This window comes from Neisseria subflava, assembly GCF_005221305.1.
Lineage (GTDB): Bacteria > Pseudomonadota > Gammaproteobacteria > Burkholderiales > Neisseriaceae > Neisseria > Neisseria subflava.
On the sequence record NZ_CP039887.1, the window covers coordinates 960,559 to 982,454 of the forward strand.

General features: G+C 46.2%; 18 protein-coding genes. 8 read left to right on the top strand and 10 right to left on the bottom strand.

From position 1 onward, the window contains the following. Positions 1-93: 93 nt before the first annotated feature. The 5 genes from FAH66_RS04660 to dnaQ all read right to left on the bottom strand — a co-directional run bounded on the left by FAH66_RS04660 (position 94) and on the right by dnaQ (position 3,552). Entirely contained in the window at positions 94-831 is a 738-nt protein-coding gene (locus tag FAH66_RS04660; RefSeq protein WP_137040838.1) for a thermonuclease family protein, read from the bottom strand. A gap of 73 nt (positions 832-904) precedes the next feature. Further along, positions 905-1,576, bottom strand: a complete 672-nt coding sequence (gene rpiA, locus FAH66_RS04665; RefSeq protein WP_003679072.1) for a ribose-5-phosphate isomerase RpiA — start codon at positions 1,574-1,576, stop codon at positions 905-907. Between the two features lie 43 nt (positions 1,577-1,619). Next, positions 1,620-2,099 carry a 2-C-methyl-D-erythritol 2,4-cyclodiphosphate synthase gene (ispF, locus tag FAH66_RS04670; RefSeq protein ID WP_137040839.1) on the bottom strand — a complete coding sequence of 160 codons (480 nt, stop codon included), beginning with the start codon at positions 2,097-2,099 and terminating at the stop codon, positions 1,620-1,622. 32 nt (positions 2,100-2,131) lie between these two features. Further along, the gene (gene ispD, locus FAH66_RS04675; protein ID WP_137040840.1) at positions 2,132-2,818 is read right to left on the bottom strand and encodes a 2-C-methyl-D-erythritol 4-phosphate cytidylyltransferase; all 687 of its coding nucleotides are present in this window, start codon (positions 2,816-2,818) and stop codon (positions 2,132-2,134) included. Further along, the gene (dnaQ, locus tag FAH66_RS04680; protein ID WP_137041608.1) at positions 2,815-3,552 is read right to left on the bottom strand and encodes a DNA polymerase III subunit epsilon; all 738 of its coding nucleotides are present in this window, start codon (positions 3,550-3,552) and stop codon (positions 2,815-2,817) included. Before dnaQ ends, ispD begins: the two co-directional genes overlap by 4 nt. Positions 3,553-3,893: 341 nt before the next feature. Here dnaQ and FAH66_RS04685 point away from each other — a divergent pair, with 341 nt between their 5' ends. From FAH66_RS04685 to FAH66_RS04700, 3 genes are all read left to right on the top strand, one after another. Further along, positions 3,894-4,370 carry an NGO0322 family iron-responsive protein gene (locus tag FAH66_RS04685; protein ID WP_137040841.1) on the top strand — a complete coding sequence of 159 codons (477 nt, stop codon included), beginning with the start codon at positions 3,894-3,896 and terminating at the stop codon, positions 4,368-4,370. A gap of 142 nt (positions 4,371-4,512) precedes the next feature. Then, a complete protein-coding gene (locus tag FAH66_RS04690) occupies positions 4,513-5,196 on the top strand; it encodes a 16S rRNA pseudouridine(516) synthase (protein WP_137040842.1) in 684 nt (227 codons plus the stop codon). A 781-nt stretch (positions 5,197-5,977) separates the two neighbouring features. Beyond that, positions 5,978-7,342, top strand: coding sequence for a sodium-dependent transporter (locus FAH66_RS04700; protein WP_137040843.1), 1,365 nt, complete (start codon positions 5,978-5,980; stop codon positions 7,340-7,342). Positions 7,343-7,403: 61 nt separating this feature from the next. Here FAH66_RS04700 and dld read toward each other — a convergent pair whose 3' ends face one another. The 4 genes from dld to FAH66_RS04725 all read right to left on the bottom strand — a co-directional run bounded on the left by dld (position 7,404) and on the right by FAH66_RS04725 (position 13,644). Continuing rightward, positions 7,404-9,095 (bottom strand): D-lactate dehydrogenase, encoded by a 1,692-nt coding sequence (gene dld / locus FAH66_RS04705; protein WP_137040844.1) that lies wholly within the window; start codon positions 9,093-9,095, stop codon positions 7,404-7,406. Positions 9,096-9,260: 165 nt separating this feature from the next. Next, positions 9,261-11,381 carry a polyribonucleotide nucleotidyltransferase gene (pnp, locus tag FAH66_RS04710; RefSeq protein ID WP_167480317.1) on the bottom strand — a complete coding sequence of 707 codons (2,121 nt, stop codon included), beginning with the start codon at positions 11,379-11,381 and terminating at the stop codon, positions 9,261-9,263. Positions 11,382-11,617: 236 nt separating this feature from the next. Continuing rightward, entirely contained in the window at positions 11,618-12,481 is an 864-nt protein-coding gene (locus FAH66_RS04720) for a phosphoribosylaminoimidazolesuccinocarboxamide synthase (RefSeq protein WP_003683512.1), read from the bottom strand. Positions 12,482-12,633: 152 nt separating this feature from the next. Next, positions 12,634-13,644: a calcium-binding protein gene (locus tag FAH66_RS04725; RefSeq protein ID WP_244285025.1), complete on the bottom strand. Its 1,011-nt coding sequence runs from the start codon at positions 13,642-13,644 to the stop codon at positions 12,634-12,636. An 8-nt stretch (positions 13,645-13,652) separates the two neighbouring features. On the opposite strand from FAH66_RS04725, the gene FAH66_RS10820 reads away from it, so the two are divergent. The 5 genes from FAH66_RS10820 (at position 13,653) to FAH66_RS04755 (ending at position 21,022) form a co-directional block, all read left to right on the top strand. After that, on the top strand, positions 13,653-13,850 hold the full coding sequence (locus FAH66_RS10820; protein ID WP_167480318.1) for a hypothetical protein: 198 nt from the start codon (positions 13,653-13,655) through the stop codon (positions 13,848-13,850). Positions 13,851-14,430: 580 nt separating this feature from the next. Beyond that, positions 14,431-15,294: a dTDP-4-dehydrorhamnose reductase gene (rfbD, locus tag FAH66_RS04735; RefSeq protein WP_137040845.1), complete on the top strand. Its 864-nt coding sequence runs from the start codon at positions 14,431-14,433 to the stop codon at positions 15,292-15,294. A 150-nt stretch (positions 15,295-15,444) separates the two neighbouring features. Next, the gene (uvrA, locus tag FAH66_RS04740; protein WP_137040846.1) at positions 15,445-18,303 is read left to right on the top strand and encodes an excinuclease ABC subunit UvrA; all 2,859 of its coding nucleotides are present in this window, start codon (positions 15,445-15,447) and stop codon (positions 18,301-18,303) included. Positions 18,304-18,320: 17 nt separating this feature from the next. After that, on the top strand, positions 18,321-20,216 hold the full coding sequence (locus tag FAH66_RS04745) for an ATP-binding protein (RefSeq protein ID WP_137040847.1): 1,896 nt from the start codon (positions 18,321-18,323) through the stop codon (positions 20,214-20,216). Between the two features lie 275 nt (positions 20,217-20,491). Next, positions 20,492-21,022 (top strand): REP-associated tyrosine transposase, encoded by a 531-nt coding sequence (locus FAH66_RS04755; RefSeq protein ID WP_137040848.1) that lies wholly within the window; start codon positions 20,492-20,494, stop codon positions 21,020-21,022. 384 nt (positions 21,023-21,406) lie between these two features. Here the strand turns inward: FAH66_RS04755 and FAH66_RS04760 are convergent, their stop codons facing one another. Continuing rightward, positions 21,407-21,796 (bottom strand): DUF5339 family protein, encoded by a 390-nt coding sequence (locus tag FAH66_RS04760; RefSeq protein ID WP_049344783.1) that lies wholly within the window; start codon positions 21,794-21,796, stop codon positions 21,407-21,409. Between the last annotated feature and the right edge of the window lie 100 nt (positions 21,797-21,896).

Sequence of the window (21,896 nt, forward strand, 5' to 3'; positions counted from 1 at the left end):
CTAATCAGAAACCTGCCACTCATTCTTATCTTATACTATATTGTAATGATTAAAGGCCGTCTGAAAGTTTTCAGACTGCCTCTTTCTTAAAACCTACCAAATCCCAAACCATTGTTTATCAGACTGCTTTTTATTGCCGTTCTGCTGCTCGTAGTTTTGACGACGAAATTGCCAAGGTGCTTGCGGATTGTCTTTTTTCCACAAGCCTTTACGTTTTTCCTTGGCTTGTTTTTGTGCGGCTGAATAGTCGGTGTAAGCGGTTTTACTTTGTTGTTTTTTGGCATAACTTTCATAATGCCATGCGGCGCCATCCCGTATCTGCATCAAATTCAAGTCAATCGTGCCGACTGATACTTGTGCAACTTCGCGCTGGTAACGATCGGCTTCAAACACATGGACTTTGGCTTTTTTATTCAATGCTGCATCAATCAGATTGTCTCGTGATTGCGTACCATAAGCCTGGTTGATTTCCGGCGCATCGATATAGGCCATGCGGATTTTGTGTTTCCTGCCGTCGCTATCGATAATGTGTATGGTATCGCCATCATGGATTTTGATGATTTTTCCGTTGTATGTGTAGGATTGTCGCGATGACTTTTGTTTTTGTTCCGGTTTGGGTTTAGCTTCGGCTTTGGTGTCAGATGTGGCTTTGACGACATTTTCACCCAGCCATTCATTGACCTTTTCTAAACCGATATTGTCGCCTTGTGCCAATGTGGCAGCAACGCTTACCCCTGTACGAATCAACTCGGTATCGCGTGAGCTGTAACCAAGCGCACCCAAAACAGATAAAACAACGGGCAACCATTTTATAATTTTACTGATTTGCATATTTTGCCAAATTGAAGGCCGTCTGAAAGACCTGATGCACTTTCAGACGGCCTTTAAGATTAATTAATCTTTATTAATCCTGACAAGGCAGGATGACTTTTGCACCTTCTGCCGTACCCAAAACCAATACATCGGCGGCATCACGGGCAAAAATACCGTTTTCGAGTACGCCGGTGATTTTATTGATTTCGTCTTCCATTTTCAGGGCTTGGTCGATATTGAGGCCGTGAACATCAACGATTTGATTGCCATAGAAAGTAGTATAGCCGACACGCAACTCAGGCTGTCCGCCCATCGCAAGCAGTTTGCGCGACACCAGCGAACGGGCATTTTCAACGACTTCTACCGGCAATGGAAATTTGCCCAAACGGGAAACATATTTGCTTTCATCGGCGATACAAACAAATTTATCGGATGCGCTGGCCACGATTTTTTCGTTCAAATGCGCACCGCCGCCGCCTTTAATCATTTGCAGCGCGTGGTTGACTTCGTCTGCGCCGTCAACATAAACCGCCAAACCCATCACTTCATTCAGTGAAACTTCTGGAATCTCGTATTTCGCCAAAAGCTCGCTGGATTTTTTAGAAGTAGACACGGCACCCTTGATTTTCTTACCGCTTTTACCCAAAGCTTCAATAAAGAAGTTGATGGTAGAGCCGGTACCGATACCGATGTATTCGTTTTCAGGAACAAATTCCACCGCTTTTTCGGCGGCAATACGTTTGAGTTCGTCTTGAGTTGCCATGTTGTCAGTCTTTCAGTTTGAATAATAAAGTAATTTTAAGCTCTTAGGCTTTAATCAGCAATACTGCCGCTTGTGCTTCAATGGCTTCCATGCGCCCCAGATAGCCAAGTTTTTCGTTGGTTTTACCCTTGATGTTCACGCAGTTTTCAGGCAAACCCAAATCTGCGGCAATATTGGCGCGCATTGCCGGAATGTGTGGCGCAAGTTTTGGCTTTTGCGCAATCACGGTCGTATCGACATTAACCACCTTCCAACCCAATTCCTGCACGCTTTGATAAGCCTTGCGCAACAGCACACGGCTGTCTGCATCTTTGAATTCGGCGGCAGTATCAGGAAAATGACTGCCGATATCGCCCAAACCGGCTGCCCCCAACAGGGCATCGGTAATCGCATGCAAAAGTGCATCGGCATCTGAATGACCCAACAAGCCTTTTTCAAACGGAATGTTGACGCCACCGAGTATCAAATCTCGGCCTTCGACCAACTGATGGACATCGTAGCCCTGTCCGACACGGATATTCATGTTTGTTTCCTTAAATAATGGGTTTTGATTGTTCAGACGGCCTTGAGCAACAATCTGACAATGTATTCATCTTGCGGCAGCGTCAATTTCAAATTGCGCGTATCGCCCTGCACCAAGCGCGGCCGGATACCCAGTTTTTCAACAGCTGATGCTTCATCCGTAATCTCACTTAGATCATCAACCGATAAAGCTCGGTGTAACAAGGCCGTCTGAAAAAGCTGCGGCGTTTGCGCTTGCCATAATCCTGCGCGCGCAACGGTTTCATCAATATGATGACTGCCGTCTGAGCGCTTGAGCGTATCGGCTACCGGTATGGCCAAAATACCGCCTTCATCATTCTCACCCGCCTCATCAAGCAAACGCGTTAGCGCTTCAGCAGGCAGGCAACAGCGTGCGGCATCATGAACCAAAATATTGTCTTTCGCCTCGGCCAAACCTTGCTCCAATAAAACGGACACACCATTGCGTACCGTTTCGGCACGACTTGCCCCGCCTACTCGAAAGATGCGTACTTTCTCAGACAGGGCCGTCTGAAAAACCGAATCTTCCGGCGAAAGAATAACGGCAATTAAATCTATGCGGGAATGTTGCTCAAAGATTTCTATGGTATGTTGCAATACGGTTTTACCATTGATTTCAACATATTGTTTAGGTTTTCCTGCGCCAAATCGCGCTCCCACACCGGCAGCAGGAATCAAAGCAATATTGCGGCGCATCATGCTGACGCTCCGGCATTGGCCTCATCAGAAGTTTCGGCCTTTCGCCATACACACGCTTCGCCCAAATCGTCCAAATATTTCTCATGGGCAGCCAGCTCGTCTGCGTTGGCTTTGATGACTTTCAACTGCGACGTACGTTTGGTTTCCGCAATAACGGTTTGTTTGACTTCGCCCTCTTCTTCCGCCTCGCCGCCCATCAGGTCGAACTGCTGACGCGTCATGGCAAGATAGACTTCACCCAAAAGCTCGCAGTCGATTAACGCGCCGTGCAAGACACGTTTGCTGCGGTCAACGGAAAAGCGGTTACACAACGCATCCAAGCTTGCCTTTTGCCCCGGAAACATTTCACGCGCCATGGCCAGCGTATCGGTCACTTTGCAACCGAGTTCTTCAATAGAAGGCAAACCCATGCGGCGGAATTCCATATTCAGAAAGCCGACGTCAAACTTGGCATTATGGATAATCAGCTCTGCGCCACGTATAAAGTCGGCAATCTGTTTACCCACTTGAGCAAACGGCGGCGCATTCTTCGCTTCCAATACTTCGATCGTCAAACCATGCACCTTCGCCGCTTCCTCCGGCATATCGCGCTCGGGGTGGATATATAAATGAAGGTTGGAGTCGGTCATTTGGCGGTTGATCATTTCTAGGCCGGCAAATTCGACCAGACGGTCGCCGTTTTCAGGATAAAGACCCGTGGTCTCCGTATCGAGGATAATCTGACGTTGGCTCATGGTTGGTGGTTTCTGCAATTATCAAAACGCCTTGAATCATACTGAAGGCCGTCTGAAATGTATAGTCAGCAAAACTTTAGCTGCTTTTGAAATACCCTTTTATAGCTGGATTTTTTCAGACGGCCTTTATTCTTTTCTCATTTAATGGCCATCTATTACAACATTTTTGAGTATAAAACCCAATTTCTAGAAAATTTTTTAAATTTAATTTCCTTAATAATTAATACCTTACTCATAAATTAAATAATAGAAACAATTATCATTTGCAAATTTAAAAAATCGCCGTATAATACAACCCATCGAAACAAAACAACCGCACAACAGAATGAAAGGAGAAGAAAATGCCCGAAAGTATTTTTAAGCAAGTCTCCCTTGACATTCTGAGACTGCACCAACAAGCCATCCGCTCTTTAATCGCTACCAAGTGTTGCGACGAATGTGAAGTACATGACGCAGTATTCATTACTTTAGATGGCCGATATTATGTTTGGCTCCCTTGCATGGGTAAATCGCCCCAATCAGAAACCGGCATCCTGCTGATTGAAGATGAAGATGGCAATACACGCTTGAGCTGGGTTGCCGGTACACGCGAAGTCAAACAAAAAGACAGTCTGTACAACCGCGTTGTTTCCGCCCTGCAAAGAAAAATGCAGCGCACGAAAAACAAGTTTATCCAGTCGGCAAACGCCCGATTGCTTGAGCTGACGCCGCAGCAAGGCCGTCTGACGACAAACAGCAAAGATTTCTTGCTTTCACCACATGACTTGATGAAAGCACTTTATCCGGCAACACATCAAATAGGAGAATTTGCCCTGTAACAGTTTTTGGTAGTGGTTTGTGTTCCTTTTGCGCCCCTTAACATTTTAAAGGGGCGATTTTTTTGCCCCTACTTTTCAGACGGCCTAAACACCGGTTTTCCAGTACAATAAAGGCCGTCTGAATATTTCCTACTTTTCAACCATGCAACTGCTCAAATACATCCAATCGCAAGGCCTCGGCAGCCGCAAGCAATGCCAATGGCTGATAGACAACGACTGCATTGCCATCAACGGCGAAATTCATAATCGTGCCAAAGACGATATCGACCCGTCTCAAGTGCACACCCTGTCTGTTGACGGCGAAGAAATTGCCGCCGTCCCCATGCCCCATTTCTACATTCTGCTTCATAAGCCTGCGGATTACGAGACTTCGCACAAACCTCAGCAATATCCAAGCATCTTCAGCCTGTTTCCCGACCAAATGCGCAATATCGATATGCAGGCAGTCGGCCGCTTGGATGCAGACACAACCGGCATTATTCTGATTACCAACGACGGGCAATTTAACCACCGCGTTACCTCGCCCAAACACAAAGTTCCGAAGCTCTACCGCGTCACTTTGAAACATCCTGCCGACGATACCCTTTGCACCACACTCAAAAACGGCGTCCTCCTGCATGACGATAATGAAACCGTTGCCGCAGCCGAAGCAGTATTGGCCGACCCAACCACATTGATGATGACTATTACCGAGGGTAAATACCATCAGGTCAAACGCATGGTTGCGGCCGCAGGCAACCGTGTCGAGCAGCTTCACCGTGAGAAATTCGGCGACTGGAATGTCGATGATTTAGCCGCCGGAGAATGGAAATTTATCCAAATCTAAAAAAATTCCAAATTTTTTCGATAAATTTTTAAACAATATGGATTTTTTATTTATTTAAAATCAAAAATCTAAACCTTATTATTTTTATTTAACAGAATTTAACACTGTGAAGACTGAACTATTGTATAATTCGCCTGTCTGAGTAACGCTTGCTTCGAAAGAAGTGAGTAAGTGAGTAAGACGTTTTCCCCGTAATGTGTTTGGCCATCTATACTTTCCCCTTAGTATAGATGGTTTTTTTTTATCTAAAATTTGGCAACCAAGCGGGCGTACTTTCAGACGGCCCATCTCATCTAAAGAAGCCATCATTGCTAAACCCCGTCTCCACTCATTAACTTGCCATTACTCCTTTTCTCTTTCTCGTCTCTTCCGCATCAATCTGTGCCGTTCCCATTTCAGACAAATCGTTTTATAGAAAGAAAAACTATCAGCGACTATCCAAGCTAAGGTTACAGGATGTTATTAGACAGCCTTAGATAAATACCATCTTTGTTGCCGACATACTTGAAAGCACACCTTGGTGCTATCCAATATCCTCACAACAACCTTTTCCCATATCCTACTTTTCAGACGGCCTTTATCGTTACGGCTCTTTCAATCATTCATATCGCTTCAGCCAAATTCTCTGTTTGCAGGTTTTAATACCAATCAAACCAGATAAATCCACTAAAAATTCTTTACTACATGGTTTTTTTAACTAATTTTCTTTTTAGACTTTAGTCAAGATTCGTTAAATCTTTGCGGTAAAATGTTGTCTTTGTTTTTATACATCTGAGTATTTATGTCTTCCAATCAACCCCGTCAAACCTGGTCCAACCGTTTGACTTACATCCTTACCGTTGCCGGCGCGACTGTCGGCTTTGGCGCAACATGGCGTTTCCCGTATTTGGTCGGTGAAAACGGCGGCGGCGCGTATGTGTTTCTGTTCTGTATTGCCATGCTGGTCATCGGTATTCCGATGATTTTGGTGGAAAACGTCATCGGCCGCCGTAAAGGCGTGAACGCGCTGGATGCGTTTGGCGGCACAATGAATGGCAAACCCGTTGCCAAAGTTTGGAAATTGGTCGGTTGGATGGGCCTGCTCGGCGCATTCGGCATCATGGCCTATTACATGGTGCTCGGCGGCTGGGTGATCAGCTACATCATCAATATCATCGGCGGTAATTTGGACATTTCCAGTCCGGTTTCCGGCGAAGTCACCAAAAGCTTCTTTACGGAACACATCGAAAACAGCCCTTGGGAAATTGCTTTCTACACCTTCCTATTTGTGGTTGTAAACCAATGGATCTTGGTCAAAGGCGTGATCGGCGGTATTGAAAAAGCGGCAAAATACCTAATGCCTTTGCTGTTTTTATTCCTGATTGCCATGGTCGTGCGCAACGTTACCCTGCCGGGCGCTATGGAAGGCATTACCTTCTATCTGAAACCTGATTTCAGCAAAATTACAACCGAACTGTTCGTCTTCGTTTTAGGACAAGTATTCTTCGCCTTGAGCTTGGGTTTCGGCGTGATGATTACGTTATCCAGCTATCTGGATAAAAACGAAAATCTGGTTCAGACGGCCGTAATTACCGCGATTACCAACACATTGATTGCCGTGTTGGCGGGCTTCATGATTTTCCCTTCCCTCTTCAGCTTTGGCGTTGCCCCTAACTCCGGCCCGACGCTGGTGTTCCAAAGCCTGCCGATCGTGTTTTCCAATATGTGGGCAGGCCCAGTGTTTGCAGTGATTTTCTTCTCCCTGCTTCTGATTGCCGCGCTGACCACTTCTCTGACCATTTATGAAGTGTTGATTACGACCATTCAGGAGAAAACCAAAATCCGCCGCGCAGCCGCGATTACCATCGTACTGGCAGGTATTTTTATCTTCGGCAATATCCCGTCCATCTTGAGCTACGGCCCATGGAAAGATATTTCCGTATTTGGTAAAAACATTTTTGATGCCTTTGACTATATCAGCGGCAACATCCTGTTTATGCTGACCGCGCTTGGCTCTGCCTTGTTTGTCGGCTTCGTGATGAAAGATGAAGCGAAGGAGGAATTGCTCTACAAAGGCAACCATACCACCGTCAATATCTGGTTTGCTTATGTGAAATACCTCGTACCGTTGGTTATTCTGCTGATTTTCATCAGCAACCTGTTCTAATAAACAAACATATAAAAAGGCCGTCTGAAATGTTCAGACGGCCTTTGTTTTTCACTATGCTTTATTCAGCCCAGTTTTTCTTCTTACTTGTTTTACCAATACCTGGGTTGAAGCTGTTGGTCGGGTCAAGTTTTTTATAGAATTGTTTCAGCGCAGGCTTGGCTTCATACAGATGACCGACGTTGTGTTCGGCAGGATATTGTGCGCCGCGTTGGTCAAGCAGATGGAGCATTTCATGTTCCAAGGCCATGCAGTCGTTGCCTTTTTTAATGATGTAATCCTGATGGAACACATGACACATAAAATGTCCGTAATACAATTTATGGATGATTTTATTGTCGATTTCCGGTGGCAGTGTTTCAAACCAATCACGATCATCACGACGCAAGGCGATATCGAGTGCAACCAAATCCTCTACTTCATCATCATGTACAGAACGGTAACGGATCGCGGCAGAAGCCACAGCAAAGCGATGCAGCATGGCCGCCTGCGTTTCTTCGGCATTACATTCGAAGAATGCGCCGCCATGGGTTGCAAAATATTCCTTCAAGAAAGCACGCGCTTCTTCTACGCCCTCGCCACCCATTTTTAAAATCAGGTGATGTTCATATTTATCCCGATAGTTGCGCATAGACTTCGGCAAGTGATCGGGCAAAATTTTACTGATCAGTTGCATGAATTTATCAGAGAAGTGTTTTGGTAAGAAACTTATCTTTTTGCTGAATCTATCCACACGGGCTTTCAGATCAAACAGTTTCGGAAGTTGGTGGGTACCGAACGTCTTAATGATATAAAAAGTATCTTTACCATAAACGGCAGCAATATCAAAAGCATGACGATGGATATACTCACCGGAAATAGGCAGGTTTTTAAACTCACTCAAAGCAGCACGACGAATATCGGTCAGCTCATTAATATCATTGGTGCCGATATAGAAAACGGCAGTCTGTTTTTCTTGTGGGAACGTATCCAAGCGTACGGCAAACACCATCAGCTTGCCCGCGCAACCTGATGCTTCGTAATGGCGTGCTGGGTCGGCATTAAAGCGTGCGGCCGTCGGCTCATCCACTTTGCGCACATGGTCGCAATAAGCATGGTCATGGCCCTTGCCGGCATCTTGCGTAATGTCTTTTCGCTGGTAATGGAAACCTTGCAAGTTGGTCAAAATCTCTTCAGGGGTTTCGCCCAAATCAATGCCCAAATGGTTGACCAGCTCCAGTTTGCCCTCTTCGTTGATTTGTGCAAACAGAGCCATTTCCGTATAAGCCGGGCCACGCTGTACCAAAGCGCCGCCGGAGTTATTACATACGCCACCCAATACAGAAGCACCGATACAGGACGAGCCGATCACGGAGTGTGGCTCACGGCCTAAAGGTTTCAGCAGCAGCTCCAATTGATTCAGGGTAGAACCGGGTAGGCAGACAACCTGTTCGTTATTGTTAATCGGCTGAATGATGTTCAGACGCATGGTATTCACAATCACGATATCGCGGTCGTAATCATTACCGTCAGGAGTCGATCCGCCGGTCAGGCCAGTATTGGCGGCCTGCGTAATCACGATAACATCAGCCTCAACACACGCCTGCAAAATTTGCCACATTTCCAAAACCGTACCCGGACGGACAACTGCCAACGCCTTGCCTTCGCCAAAACGATAGCCTTGACGGTATTGTTCGGTTTTTGCCGGGTCTGTGATGATGTATTTCTCGCCGACAGTTTGCGTCAGTCGGCTGATTAATTGCGTAGCATTCATTGTATACTCCTTGAGAGATTAATATATTTATTAAATTGCAAGCATTGTAGTAATCCGTTCAATCAAAGTAAAGGCGAAACTTGTTTTTTAAACTCATCTTCTAAATAAACAAAAGGCCGTCTGAAAATTTCAGACGGCCTTTTGTTTCAAGCTTGAATAATCAGATTATTCGGCTGCTTTCTCTTCGCGTGCAGGTGCTTCCAGCAAAGCTTTGATAGACAGGCGCACGCGGCCGCGATCGTCTACTTCCAATGCTTTTACATTTACGACCTGACCTACTTGCAGGTAGTCGCTGACATTGCGTACGCGCTCGTGAGCGATTTGGCTGATGTGTACCAAACCGTCTTTACCCGGCATCACGCTGACAATCGCGCCAACGTTGTTGTCGAGGATTTTAACCACAGTACCTTCGTACACTTTACCCACTTCCACTTCGGCAGTGATTTCTTCGATGCGTTTTTTCGCCGCATCGCCTGCTTCTTGAGTAGTCGCAGCGATAGTAATGGTACCATCTTCAGCGATGTTGATTTCAGTACCGGTTTCAGCAGTAATCGAACGAATGGTTTCGCCACCTTTACCAATCACATCACGGATTTTGTCTTGGTTGATTTTCATGGTGAACAAGCGTGGTGCGTGTGCAGACAGCTCTTGCGGGCCTGCAACGGCTGCTTTCATCTGATCCAAGATGTGCAAACGTGCTTCTTTGGCTTGAGCCAAAGCGATTTGCATGATTTCTTTGGTAATACCTTGGATTTTAATGTCCATTTGCAACGCGGTCACACCTTCGGTTGTACCGGCTACTTTAAAGTCCATATCGCCCAAGTGGTCTTCATCACCCAAGATGTCGGTCAGGACTGCAAATTTGTTGTTGTCCAAAATCAGACCCATGGCGATACCGGCAACGTGTGCTTTCAAAGGCACACCGGCAGACAACAGGCTCAAGCAGCCGCCGCAGACGGAAGCCATAGAAGAAGAGCCGTTAGATTCGGTAATTTCAGAAACCACGCGCATGGTGTAGCTGAAATCTTCAGGTTCTGGCAATACGGCCAACAACGCACGTTTAGCCAAGCGGCCGTGACCGATTTCACGACGTTTTGGCGCACCTACACGACCCACTTCACCGGTAGAGTATGGAGGGAAGTTGTAGTGCAGCATGAAGCGGTCGGTGTATTCGCCGGAGAGCGCATCAATGATTTGCTCGTCGCGTGAAGTACCCAAAGTGGCAACCGCCAAAGCTTGGGTTTCGCCACGGGTAAACAATGCAGAACCGTGAGTGCGCGGCAATACGCCGGTTTGAATGTTCAGCGGACGAACGGTACGGGTGTCGCGACCATCAATACGCGGCTGGCCGTCCAAAATTTGGCTGCGGACAACATCGGCTTCCAAGTGTTTGAAAATGCCTTTGATTTCGTTGGCTGCCAAAGTGTCGGTTTCTTCGGTAATCAACGCTTCTTTTACAGTATTCCAAGCTTCGTCCAATTTGGCAGAACGCGCTTGTTTTTGACGGATTTTGAACGCTTCTTTAATGGTTTCACCGGCAATTTCGCGTACTTTTGCAACCAATTCTTCATTGGTTTCAGGAGCTTTCCAATCCCAGACTTCCGGGTTGACTTCGTCGGCAAACTCATTGATGGCGTTAATGGCCACTTGCATTTGATCGTGACCGTAAACAACCGCACCCAGCATCACTTCTTCAGACAAGATGTTGGCTTCGGATTCCACCATCAACACGGCTTTAGAAGTACCGGCAACAACCAAGTCTAATTGTGATTTAGCCAATTCGGCTTTAGTCGGGTTCAAAACGTACACGCCGTTTACATAACCCACGCGTGCCGCACCAATCGGACCGGCAAACGGTACGCCGCTCAACACCAGCGCGGCAGACGCGCCCAACATTGCAGGAATGTCAGAATCAATTTCAGGGTCAACAGACACGACCATCGCTACGATTTGGATGTCGTGGTAGAAACCTTCAGGGAATAAAGGACGAATCGGACGGTCGATCAGACGGCTGGTCAGGATTTCTTTTTCGCTTTGTTTGCCTTCACGTTTGAAGAAACCGCCGGGGATTTTACCTGCTGCGTAAGTACGCTCGAGGTAATCGACAGTCAGAGGGAAGAAGTCTTGGCCTTCTTTCACTTCTTTGTTGGTAGTAACGGCAACCAAAACAACGGTGTCGCCCATGGATACTTTAACGGCAGCAGCGGCTTGGCGAGCAATTTCGCCGGTTTCCAAAGTAACGGTTTGATTACCGTATTGGAAGGTCTTAACGTGTTTATTGAACATTATTGTTCCTTTCAAAATACCGCACTGCTAAAACACTAATAATGCACACTAAAATCCGAATGTGCATAGTTAGGGTTTCAGACCGTGCGGCAGGTTATAAACAAGCTTTCAGACGGCCTTTAAGGCACTGAAAACAACTCTCGATTATAAAGGCAACCATCCTTAAAATCCAGTATTGATACAATAAAAAGGCCGTCTGAAACATATCACTTTCAGACGGCCTTCAAACTTAAAAATTAATCCTGAGTCAGTAAAGTCAATGCTTCCTGATATTTTTCGACTGTTTTTTGAATCACATCGGCAGGCACTTTAGGCGCCGGCGCTTTTTTGTTCCAACCGCTTTGCTCCAACCAGTCGCGGACAAATTGTTTGTCAAAAGACGGCGGATTGGTGCCGACTTTATATTGGTCGGCAGGCCAAAAACGGCTGGAATCAGGCGTCAACACTTCGTCCATCAAAGTCAGCGTACCCTCTTCGTCCAAACCAAACTCAAACTTGGTGTCGCAAATAATGATACCGCGGGATTTGGCATATTCGGCCGCTTCTGTATAAAGCTGAATCGCTTTGGCGCGTACTTCCGCCGCCAATTCTTTTCCGATAATGCGTTCGCATTCTTCAAAGCTAATGTTTTCATCATGATCGCCAACCTCAGCTTTGGTCGATGGCGTAAAAATCACTTCAGGCAGTTGTTGCGCTTCCTGCATACCTTCAGGCAGTTGAATACCGCAGACAGAGCCTGTCTTTTGATAATCTTTCCAACCGCTGCCTGCCAGATAACCGCGCACAATAGCCTCCACTTTCACCGGAGTGAGTTTTTTAGCCACGACGGCGCGTTTTTCTAAAACTTTGGCTTCGTTTTCAGGCAAAACATCGTAAACGGTATGGCCGGTAAAGTGGTTAGGCATAATATGAGCCAGTTTTTTAAACCAAAAATTGGAAATCTGCGTCAAAATCTCCCCTTTTCCCGGAATCGGGTCATCCAAAATCACATCAAATGCAGACAGTCGGTCGGAAGCAACCATCAACATTCGTTTATCGTCAATTTCATACAAATCGCGTACTTTGCCGGAGTAAATTTTTTTCAAGCTGATTTCAGACATTTCGGGTATCTCTTAGATAGACAGAAGAATGCGACATTTTAGCCCAATTTGGAATTTTTCGTCAGATTGTTTACGAAATAAAGGCCGTCTGAAACCTTATATTTTGGTTTCAGACGGCCTTAACCGTTGATTTCAGAGAAGAACCCTGAAAATTACCATCCAGAAACTTGAGTCTGTTCTTGGATGTGGTTCACAGCAGACAGAGAGTAGTAGTCACCGTGGCCGGTTACTTGGTAAGTGCTACCGTCAGCAAATTTGAAGTTTTCAACTTTGTGATTGTTACCGGTGAACCAGTCGTCGATGGTGATGCGGTCAGCACCGACAGAAACAGTCAGGTTGGCACCTGATTTGCTCAGCAATACGTCGGAAGCTGCAATGCCTTTACCGAACAACAGGGTGTCATTACCGCTTTCCTCACGGATAGTGTCGTGACCGTAACCTTTGTCGAAGAAGTAAGTGTCGTTACCGGTACCGCCGATCAGGATGTCGTTGCCGACACCGCCGTCGAGGTAGTCGTTACCGTCTTTACCAACCAGGCAGTCATCGCCGGCCAAACCGTACAGATGGTTGTTGCCGCCGTTACCTTCGATGTTGTTGTTCAAAGAGTTACCGGTACCGTTCAGGTTTTGCATACCTTGCAAAAACAGGTTTTCAACGTTATCGGTCAAGGTGTAGTCGATAACTGTACGAACAGTATCGATACCGCCGTTCAGATTACCGTACTCGATAACTTGGTCGTCGGCATTGTCAACGAAATAAACGTCGTTACCGTCGCCACCGCGCATGATGTCAGCACCGGAACCACCGTTCAGGTAGTCGTTACCGTCACCACCTTGCAGGTAGTCTTTACCTTCTTCACCGTACAGAGAGTCACCGTCGGCATCACCGTAAATGGTGTCATTACCTGCACCGGCGTAGATTACGTCTGCGCCGTTGCCACCGTAGATGATGTCTTCGCCAGCAGTACCATAAATGGTATCTTTAGCATCAGTACCGCGGATAACGTTGGCTCGGATGATATTACCTGGATTTTTGTCTTCGTGACCGTATGAGTTGTTTTGGTTATGGTCGTCAGCACAGTCTTTGCAGTCTGGCTTAGGTTTTGGCTCTGGCTTAGGCTTAGGCTCAGGTTTTGGTTGTGGTTTTGGTTGTGGTTGTGGCACAGGTTTTTGTGGCACAGGTTTTTGTGGCACAGGTTTTTGTGGCACAGGTTTTTGTGGTTGCGGTTCTGGTTGTGGCTCAGGTTTTGGTTGAGGTGGTTTACGCTGAGGTTTTGGTTGTGGTTTTGGATATCGGAGCCGATTGCTCGGGTTGGTGTGCCAAGGGTGGTAAGGTGGGCAGAAAGGCTTTTGCACGCTGCCAATTCTAGCGGTGCTGCCGGTAGAAACAGAAGGTTTTGATGAAGTGCAGATGTGAGAAGAGTCGTTAAACTTTTGAATAAAAGCACCGTAAGGCTTACTACTAGCCAGGGCTCTCCAATGATACCTACCGTAACATAATGCCATAATAATTACTCCCAAAATAGTTAATAAAGATATCGAGCTAGAGGAATGAGCAAATCCGCCCTTGCTCAATTATTATTTTAGTTATATTTTTCAAGATATTTACTGAAAAATATCAAACGGTAGAATTTTCCGACAAAAGGACGGAGTTTTGCCTGTTTTTAAATTCCATTATCCTAGCAACAATAAAAACATCAACATTGATTCACACTCTCTCAAACAGCATAGATCCTTTATCTATCTTGTTGAAAGCTGAACTTTAACTATAGTTATAGTAAGCAAACATAATACCAATAAGCGGTTATTATTATGGATAGATAATATCAATAATTAACCCTAATACAGCCGACTCTGCATTTTGTTCTACGCCAATAATGTGAATTTGTCGTATTTACACTATAATGACACGAATACCTATTTAACAACTATCAGAGGAGATACTCAACCATGCGTACTTTATTGACCGGAGCCAAAGGCCAGCTTGCCCGTTGTCTGCGCGACCGCCTACCCGAAGATTGGGAACTGATTGCTACCGATTCTACTTCGCTGGATATTACCGATACCGAAGCCGTGCATCACATGATCAAAAACTTCCAACCAGATGCCATCGTTAATGCCGCAGCTTACACTGCCGTCGATAAAGCAGAAGAAAACGCAGAGGCTGCTTTTGCCGTCAACGCAACCGCTGTTCACAACCTGGCCGCAGCCGCCCGCGCCGCACACGCGCGCTTTATTCATATTTCCACTGATTATGTATTCGACGGCGAAGGCAAACGCCCTTACCGCGAAACCGACTACACCAATCCGCGCAGCACTTACGGTCAATCCAAAGTTGCAGGCGAGCTTTTGGCTTTAGCCGCGCATCCGGAAAGTACAATCGTCCGTACTTCATGGCTGTTTAGCGAATACGGCAGCAATTTCGTCAAAACCATGTTGCGCCTTGCTAAAGAGCGTGACTCCCTCTCCATCGTTCATGACCAAACCGGTTGCCCGACTTATGCAGGTGACTTGGCTCATGCCATCATCAGTTTATTGCAACAGCCTACTTCCCCACGCGGTATCTTCCATTACTGTGGCAATAAATCGGCAACATGGTACGAATTTACCAAAGCCATCTTTCAGACGGCCCACCAATTAGACGACAGCTTCCGCATTCCGGAACTGAACGCAATCACCACCGAACAATACCCCCTGCCCGCTCCGCGTCCGGCATACAGCATTATGGATTGCTCACGCCTAGAGACCAAGTTTGGTATCAAACCGTCCGACTGGCAAAAAGCCCTGCGCGAAATTCTCCGCAAAATCGACTGATAAGCTGATCCATCTATATCAAGGCCGTCTGAAAACATATTTTCAGACGGCCTCTTTGTTTCTTTTATATCAAATGCTTTATCTATCCAGTCTGTCATTTGAAAAGTGCTACAATAGCCGTTTATTTTATTTTTCAGACGGCCTGACACCATGTGCAACCATCATCCCAAACATTCACACGACAACGACACCATCCGCATCCGCGGCGCGCGCACGCATAATTTGAAAAACGTCGATTTGGACATTCCGCGCCACAAGCTGGTGGTGGTCACGGGGCTGTCGGGCAGCGGCAAGTCGTCGCTGGCGTTTGACACGCTGTATGCCGAAGGGCAGCGGCGTTATGTCGAGAGCCTGTCCGCCTATGCGCGGCAGTTTTTGCAGATGATGGACAAACCCGATGTCGATTTGATCGAAGGCCTGTCGCCCGCGATTTCCATCGAGCAGAAATCCACCAGCCACAATCCGCGTTCCACCGTCGGCACGGTAACGGAAATCCATGATTACCTGCGCCTTTTGTACGCCCGCGTCGGTACGCCGTATTGCCCCGAACACAAGCTGCCGCTGTCGAGCCAGACCGTGTCGCAGATGGTCGATGCCGTGTTGAAGCTGCCGGAAGACACGCGCGTGATGATTCTGGCGCCGGCGGTGCGCGAGCGTAAGGGCGAGTTTGTCGATTTCTTTGCCGACTTGCAGGCGCAGGGTTTTGCGCGGGTGCGCGTGGACGGCGAGGTCTATCAGTTGGACGAAGTGCCGAAGCTGGAAAAAAACATCAAGCACAATATCGACGTGGTTATCGACCGCGTGAAAGTGAAGGCGGACATCAAGCAGCGGCTGGCGGAAAGTTTTGAAACCGCGCTGCGCCACGGCAACGAGCGCGCGCTGGCAATGGAGATGGATAGCGGCGAAGAACATTGGTTTTCCGCGCGTTTCGCCTGCCCCGTGTGTTCGTACAGCCTGCCCGAGTTGGAGCCGCGCCTCTTTTCGTTCAACAACCCGATGGGTTCCTGCCCGACTTGCGACGGCTTGGGCAACACCAATTTCTTCGACCCCGAAAAAGTGGTCGCCCACCCCGAATTGTCGCTGGCAACGGGCGCGATTGACGGCTGGGACAAGCGCAACCAGTTCTATTTCCAAATGATTCAGTCGCTGGCGCGGCATTACGGTTTCGATGTGCAGGCTGCTTGGGAAATGCTACCTGAAAAAGTCAAAAAAGTCATCCTGCACGGCTCGGGCAAAGAAGTCATTGATTTCACTTACCTGTCCGAACGCGGCACCACCTTCAACCGCAGCCACGCCTTCGAAGGCATCATTCCCAATCTCGAACGCCGCTACCGCGAAACCGACAGCGAAACCGTGCGCGAAAAACTGCGCGAATACCAAAACCACCGCGCCTGCCCGAGCTGCGGCGGCGCACGTTTGCGCAAAGAAGCGCGCTACGTTTACGTCAGCGGCGAACCCTTGCACGAAGTTTCCGCCTGGCCGCTGACCAAAACCCACCAATTCTTTGAAACGCTGGATTTAGACGGCAACAAAAAACAAATCGCCGAAAAAATCCTCAAAGAAATCACCGAACGGCTCGGCTTCCTGATCAACGTCGGGCTGGATTACCTCAATCTCTCCCGCTCCGCAGAAACCCTTTCCGGCGGCGAAGCCCAGCGCATCCGCCTCGCCAGTCAAATCGGCAGCGGCCTGACCGGCGTGATGTACGTTTTGGACGAACCCTCCATCGGCCTGCACCAGCGCGACAACGACCGCCTGCTCGCCACCCTCAAACGCCTGCGCGATTTGGGCAACAGCGTGATTGTGGTCGAACACGACGAAGACGCCATCCGCGAAGCCGATTTCGTCGTCGATATGGGCCCGGGCGCGGGTGAACACGGTGGCAACGTATTGATTGCCGACACACCCGAAAACGTCGCCAAATGCGAAAAATCCGTTACCGGACAATACCTCAGCGGCAAAAAAACCATTGCCGTACCGTCTGAACGCACGCCCGTCAATCCCGACCGGATGCTCGTCCTCAAAGGCGCGCGCGGCAACAACCTCAAAAACGTCACCCTCGAACTGCCGCTCGGTTTGATTACCTGCATCACCGGCGTATCCGGCAGCGGCAAATCCACCCTGATTAACGACACCCTCGCCAAAATCACCGCCCGAGAACTCAATCGCGCCCAAGAAGAACCTGCCCCATACGACGACATCCGCGGCCTCGAACACCTCGACAAAGTCATCAACGTCGACCAATCCCCCATCGGCCGCACCCCGCGCTCCAACCCCGCCACCTACACCGGCCTGTTTACCCCCATCCGCGAACTCTTCGCCGGCGTCCCCCTCTCGCGCGAACGCGGCTACAACGTCGGCAGATTCTCCTTCAACGTCAAAGGCGGCCGCTGCGAAGCCTGCCAAGGCGACGGCGTGATTAAAGTCGAAATGCACTTCCTGCCCGACGTGTACGTCCCCTGCGAAGTCTGCCACGGCAAACGCTACAACCGCGAAACCCTCGAAATCCAATACAAAGGCAAAAACATCAGCCAAGTCCTCGACATGACCGTCGAAGAAGCCCGCGAATTTTTCGACGCCGTCCCCACCGTATCGCGCAAACTGCAAACCCTGATGGACGTAGGCCTCGGCTACATCCGCCTCGGCCAGTCCGCCACCACCCTCTCGGGAGGCGAAGCCCAGCGCGTCAAACTCGCCTTGGAACTCTCCAAACGCGACACCGGCAGAACGCTCTATATCCTCGACGAACCCACCACCGGCCTGCACTTCGCCGACATCGCCCTGCTGCTGGAAGTCATCGGCCGTCTGAAAGGCAAAGGCAACTCGATTGTGATTATCGAGCATAATCTTGACGTGATTAAAACCGCCGATTGGATTGTGGACTTAGGGCCGGAAGGCGGCGACGGCGGGGGGAGGATTATTGCTTGTGGTAGCCCCGAGGAAGTGGCTAGCGTGGCCAAAAATAGCTATACTGCTCGATATTTGAAAGATATCTTAAATAAGAATTAACATCTGAGGATATTTCCATGAGAATTGAAACAGAAAATGCATTAGAACTCTTTTTTCCAAAACCTGCATTATCATTAGTTTATTTCGAGGCTATTGCTAATTCATTAGATGCAAATGCTACAAAAATTAATATTGAGATTAATATCCAAGATAAAACGGCTTTTCATACTTTGAAAATTAAGATTACTGATAATGGAGATGGATTTATAGATGAGAATTTTAATAGATTTAAAACATTATTAACTCCAAAAGATGAAGCGCATAAAGGTATTGGACGTTTAGTTTTTTTGAAATATTTCAAGAAAGTAAAAATTCAAAGCGAATGGTTGGAAGGTAGTAGATCATTTACTTTTGATAAAGATGATATTAAAAACATTACAGAAGGAAATAAACAAAATAAAACAAAGAAAACAGAGTTATTATTCTGTGAATTTACTGGGAAGAAAATACATAAATATGATTATATACGACCAATTGAACTTAAGTTTGCTATTATTGAGCATTTTTTACCAAAGCTAAACACACTTGCTCAACAATCAATTCCGTTTGAAATAACGATAGATTTAAAAATAGATACGGATGGTGGTGGTGATTTATATAGCGACAAGGTATCTATCACTAAGGAAGATTTGCCAAATTTAATAATAGATACAGCTAATCCTATATCCATACAAAGCAATTTAGGACAAGAATATAAAATCAAAACTTCTTATTTAATTCAAGAGGTTGATAAAATTAGTCAATTGAAAGTGGCTTTTAATATTGATAACCGTACAGTCTTGGCTGATAACTTCTTAAAAAGAAATGTTTTACCTAATACAGGCTATTATTGTATATTCTTATTTGAGTCAGAGTTGTTTAATAACTGTGCAGATATGTCTCGTCAAAGATTCAATTTACCTGATGAAATAAGTGAAAACCAATTAAACAGATTATTACGTAATAAGATCGGAGAAATTTTATCTGATAGAATTCCAGTTATTTCAGAGAAGAATAAAGAGACTAAGCAAAATTTTGAGAGGGATTACCCTCATTTGCTTGGGTATTTTGATAAGAACATTGTTGGTTTAATTGATAAAGATGAAGCATTAGATAGCGCTCAATCTCATCTTTTTCAGGAACAAAAAAGAATTTTAGAAGCAGAGAATCTTTCCGATGAACAATACCAAAAATCTCTTGAATTTTCATCGAGAGTATTAACTGAATATGTACTTTATCGTGAAAAGATTATTTCTAAAATGGAGGATCTAGTTAATAGCAAGAGCAAAGAAGCAGAGATACATAATTTAATTATTCCAAGATACCATCAATTTGAGCAAGAGAGTCTTGTTTCTAATATTTATCAAAATAATGCATGGTTATTGGATGATAAATTTATGTCATTTAGAACCATTCTAAGCGAACAGGAAATGAGAAAAATTATCCAAGAAATTCAGTTGGATGATGAGAAGAAGGCATCTGATGAGAGAGGAAGACCTGATATTGCTTTAATTTTTTCTGCCGATCCTACTAATAATGAAAAAGTTGATGTAGTAGTAATTGAGATTAAAGATGCAGATGATGATTTAAAAAATAGTATGTATGCTATTAATCAATTACTAGATCGCTCTAATAAATTAGTAAACTATTGTAAGAACATTCAACGTATGTGGTATTATGCGGTCGTTGATATTGACCACACTATGAATCGGCAACTAATGCAGTCGGGGTATTCTCCATTATTCTCAAAAGGAAAGATTTTTTATAAGGAAAACAAAACCTTTATCTATAAAGATGAAACAGAATCAGAAACAATAGGAGAGGTACCTACACCAACTTTTGTCATTTCATTCGATGCGATTGTTAATGACGCAAAATCGAGGAATCATACATTTTTAGAAGTTTTGCGGGAGAATATGAAAAGATTTGCCTAATTAATGTATATAATCTGTAATAAGCCGTAGCCTGCATATCCAACCAACCGCGTGCGTGGCTGTGCTACACACCCTACCTGTAAATCACGCGGAACTTCAAAACCAACGTGTAGGGTGTGTGCGGTACGCACGCACGCGGTTATTTGATTGACGGTTTACCGTTTCAACTTTTCAGACGGCCTCCAATGTCGTCTGAAAGTGCCAGCTTCAACAAAATTAAACCCTAAAAAACAAACCATTCCTTCTCCAACACCCAAACCACAAACAAAAATCCTATGGCGCGTTATCGCAGAAACTTCATTGCCGGCGGCACATTCTTTTTCACCGTCAAACTCGCCAACCCGAAATCGCACCTGCTTGTCGAATATATCGACTTATTGCGTGCGGCCTATATGGATGTGCAAAAACAATATCCCTTTGAAACCGTCGCCGTATGCGTGCTGCCGAACCACATTCACGCCATTTGGACGCTGCCGCCCGACGATGCGGATTATTCCCTACGCTGGCGGCTGATTAAAACCAAATTCTCCGCACATTTCCCTCATGCCGAAAACCTGTCCGCCAGCAAACAGCGGCGGCACGAACGCGGTATTTGGCAACGGCGTTTTTACGAACACACCGTGCGCGACGAAACGGATTTGCAACGTTGCGCAGACTACATCCATTTCAATCCCGTCAAACATGGATTGTGCGGCAATGTTCGCGATTGGGCGTTTTCGTCGTTCCACCGTTATATTCGAGATGGATGGTTGCCGTTGGATTGGGGCGGGACGAAAGAAACGGCAGTAATGAGTTTTGGGGAGTGAATACTATAAAAAATTACCGACCGCGTGCGTACTGCACACATTCTACCTGTGAATCACGCGAAACTTTAAAATCAATACGTAGAATAATCCGTAACTTACATACCCAAACAATCGCATGCGTGGCTACGCCACACACCCTACCTGCGAATCACACGGAACTTCAAAACCAACGCGTAGGGTGTGTGCGATACGCACGCACGCGGTTGTTTGATTAATGGTTTGCTGTTGTAAATTTTACTTAGTTAAAACTAACGCTTTCAGACGGCATTAAATATGGCCGTCTGAAAGCAATAATTCCTTGTTCAAAAACACCTACCTTGATCTACAAAACAAAAAACGGATTCCAAATTATTGGAATCCGTTTTTCTATAAAGCTTAGCCGTATTATTTAGCTTCTTCTTTAGCGTCTTCAGCAGCTTCTTTGGCATCTTCCGCTGCGTCTTTTGCGTCTTCTTTAGCCTCTTCAGCAGCATCTTTGGCTTCTTCGGCTTTTTCTTCAGGAGTTTCGGCAGCAGGAACGCCTTTCAAAGCGTCCAAAGAAGTTTTACAAGTTGCATCGCGTTGGTCTGCCGGCAGGTTTTTCAGTGCTTCTTTAGTTTGTTCAAAAGATTTTTGCATCATGTCTTTGGTTGCGGCATCTACGTCTTTAGTTGCTTCGGCAAATGCTTTTTCGTACTCGTCACAAACGGCAGAAGAAGATGAGCCTGAACCGCCGCCGCATGCTGACAGGGACAGGGCTGCCAATAAAGCTGCTAATAAAGCTGATGTTTTCATATGTCTCTCGCTTTTTTTCGAGTTTGAGTTAAAGGAGATTATATGTTAATTCATTATATTAAAGTGTCAAGTATTGTTGTTTAATTTAATTAAAATCATA

Coding starts and splice junctions, on each gene's coding strand:
- FAH66_RS04660 (WP_137040838.1), bottom strand. CDS start 831: ATGCAAATCAGTAAAATTATAAAATGGTTGCCCGTTGTTTTATCTGTT.
- rpiA (WP_003679072.1), bottom strand. CDS start 1,576: ATGGCAACTCAAGACGAACTCAAACGTATTGCCGCCGAAAAAGCGGTG.
- ispF (WP_137040839.1), bottom strand. CDS start 2,099: ATGAATATCCGTGTCGGACAGGGCTACGATGTCCATCAGTTGGTCGAA.
- ispD (WP_137040840.1), bottom strand. CDS start 2,818: ATGATGCGCCGCAATATTGCTTTGATTCCTGCTGCCGGTGTGGGAGCG.
- dnaQ (WP_137041608.1), bottom strand. CDS start 3,552: ATGAGCCAACGTCAGATTATCCTCGATACGGAGACCACGGGTCTTTAT.
- FAH66_RS04685 (WP_137040841.1), top strand. CDS start 3,894: ATGCCCGAAAGTATTTTTAAGCAAGTCTCCCTTGACATTCTGAGACTG.
- FAH66_RS04690 (WP_137040842.1), top strand. CDS start 4,513: ATGCAACTGCTCAAATACATCCAATCGCAAGGCCTCGGCAGCCGCAAG.
- FAH66_RS04700 (WP_137040843.1), top strand. CDS start 5,978: ATGTCTTCCAATCAACCCCGTCAAACCTGGTCCAACCGTTTGACTTAC.
- dld (WP_137040844.1), bottom strand. CDS start 9,095: ATGAATGCTACGCAATTAATCAGCCGACTGACGCAAACTGTCGGCGAG.
- pnp (WP_167480317.1), bottom strand. CDS start 11,381: ATGTTCAATAAACACGTTAAGACCTTCCAATACGGTAATCAAACCGTT.
- FAH66_RS04720 (WP_003683512.1), bottom strand. CDS start 12,481: ATGTCTGAAATCAGCTTGAAAAAAATTTACTCCGGCAAAGTACGCGAT.
- rfbD (WP_137040845.1), top strand. CDS start 14,431: ATGCGTACTTTATTGACCGGAGCCAAAGGCCAGCTTGCCCGTTGTCTG.
- uvrA (WP_137040846.1), top strand. CDS start 15,445: ATGTGCAACCATCATCCCAAACATTCACACGACAACGACACCATCCGC.
- FAH66_RS04745 (WP_137040847.1), top strand. CDS start 18,321: ATGAGAATTGAAACAGAAAATGCATTAGAACTCTTTTTTCCAAAACCT.
- FAH66_RS04755 (WP_137040848.1), top strand. CDS start 20,492: ATGGCGCGTTATCGCAGAAACTTCATTGCCGGCGGCACATTCTTTTTC.
- FAH66_RS04760 (WP_049344783.1), bottom strand. CDS start 21,796: ATGAAAACATCAGCTTTATTAGCAGCTTTATTGGCAGCCCTGTCCCTG.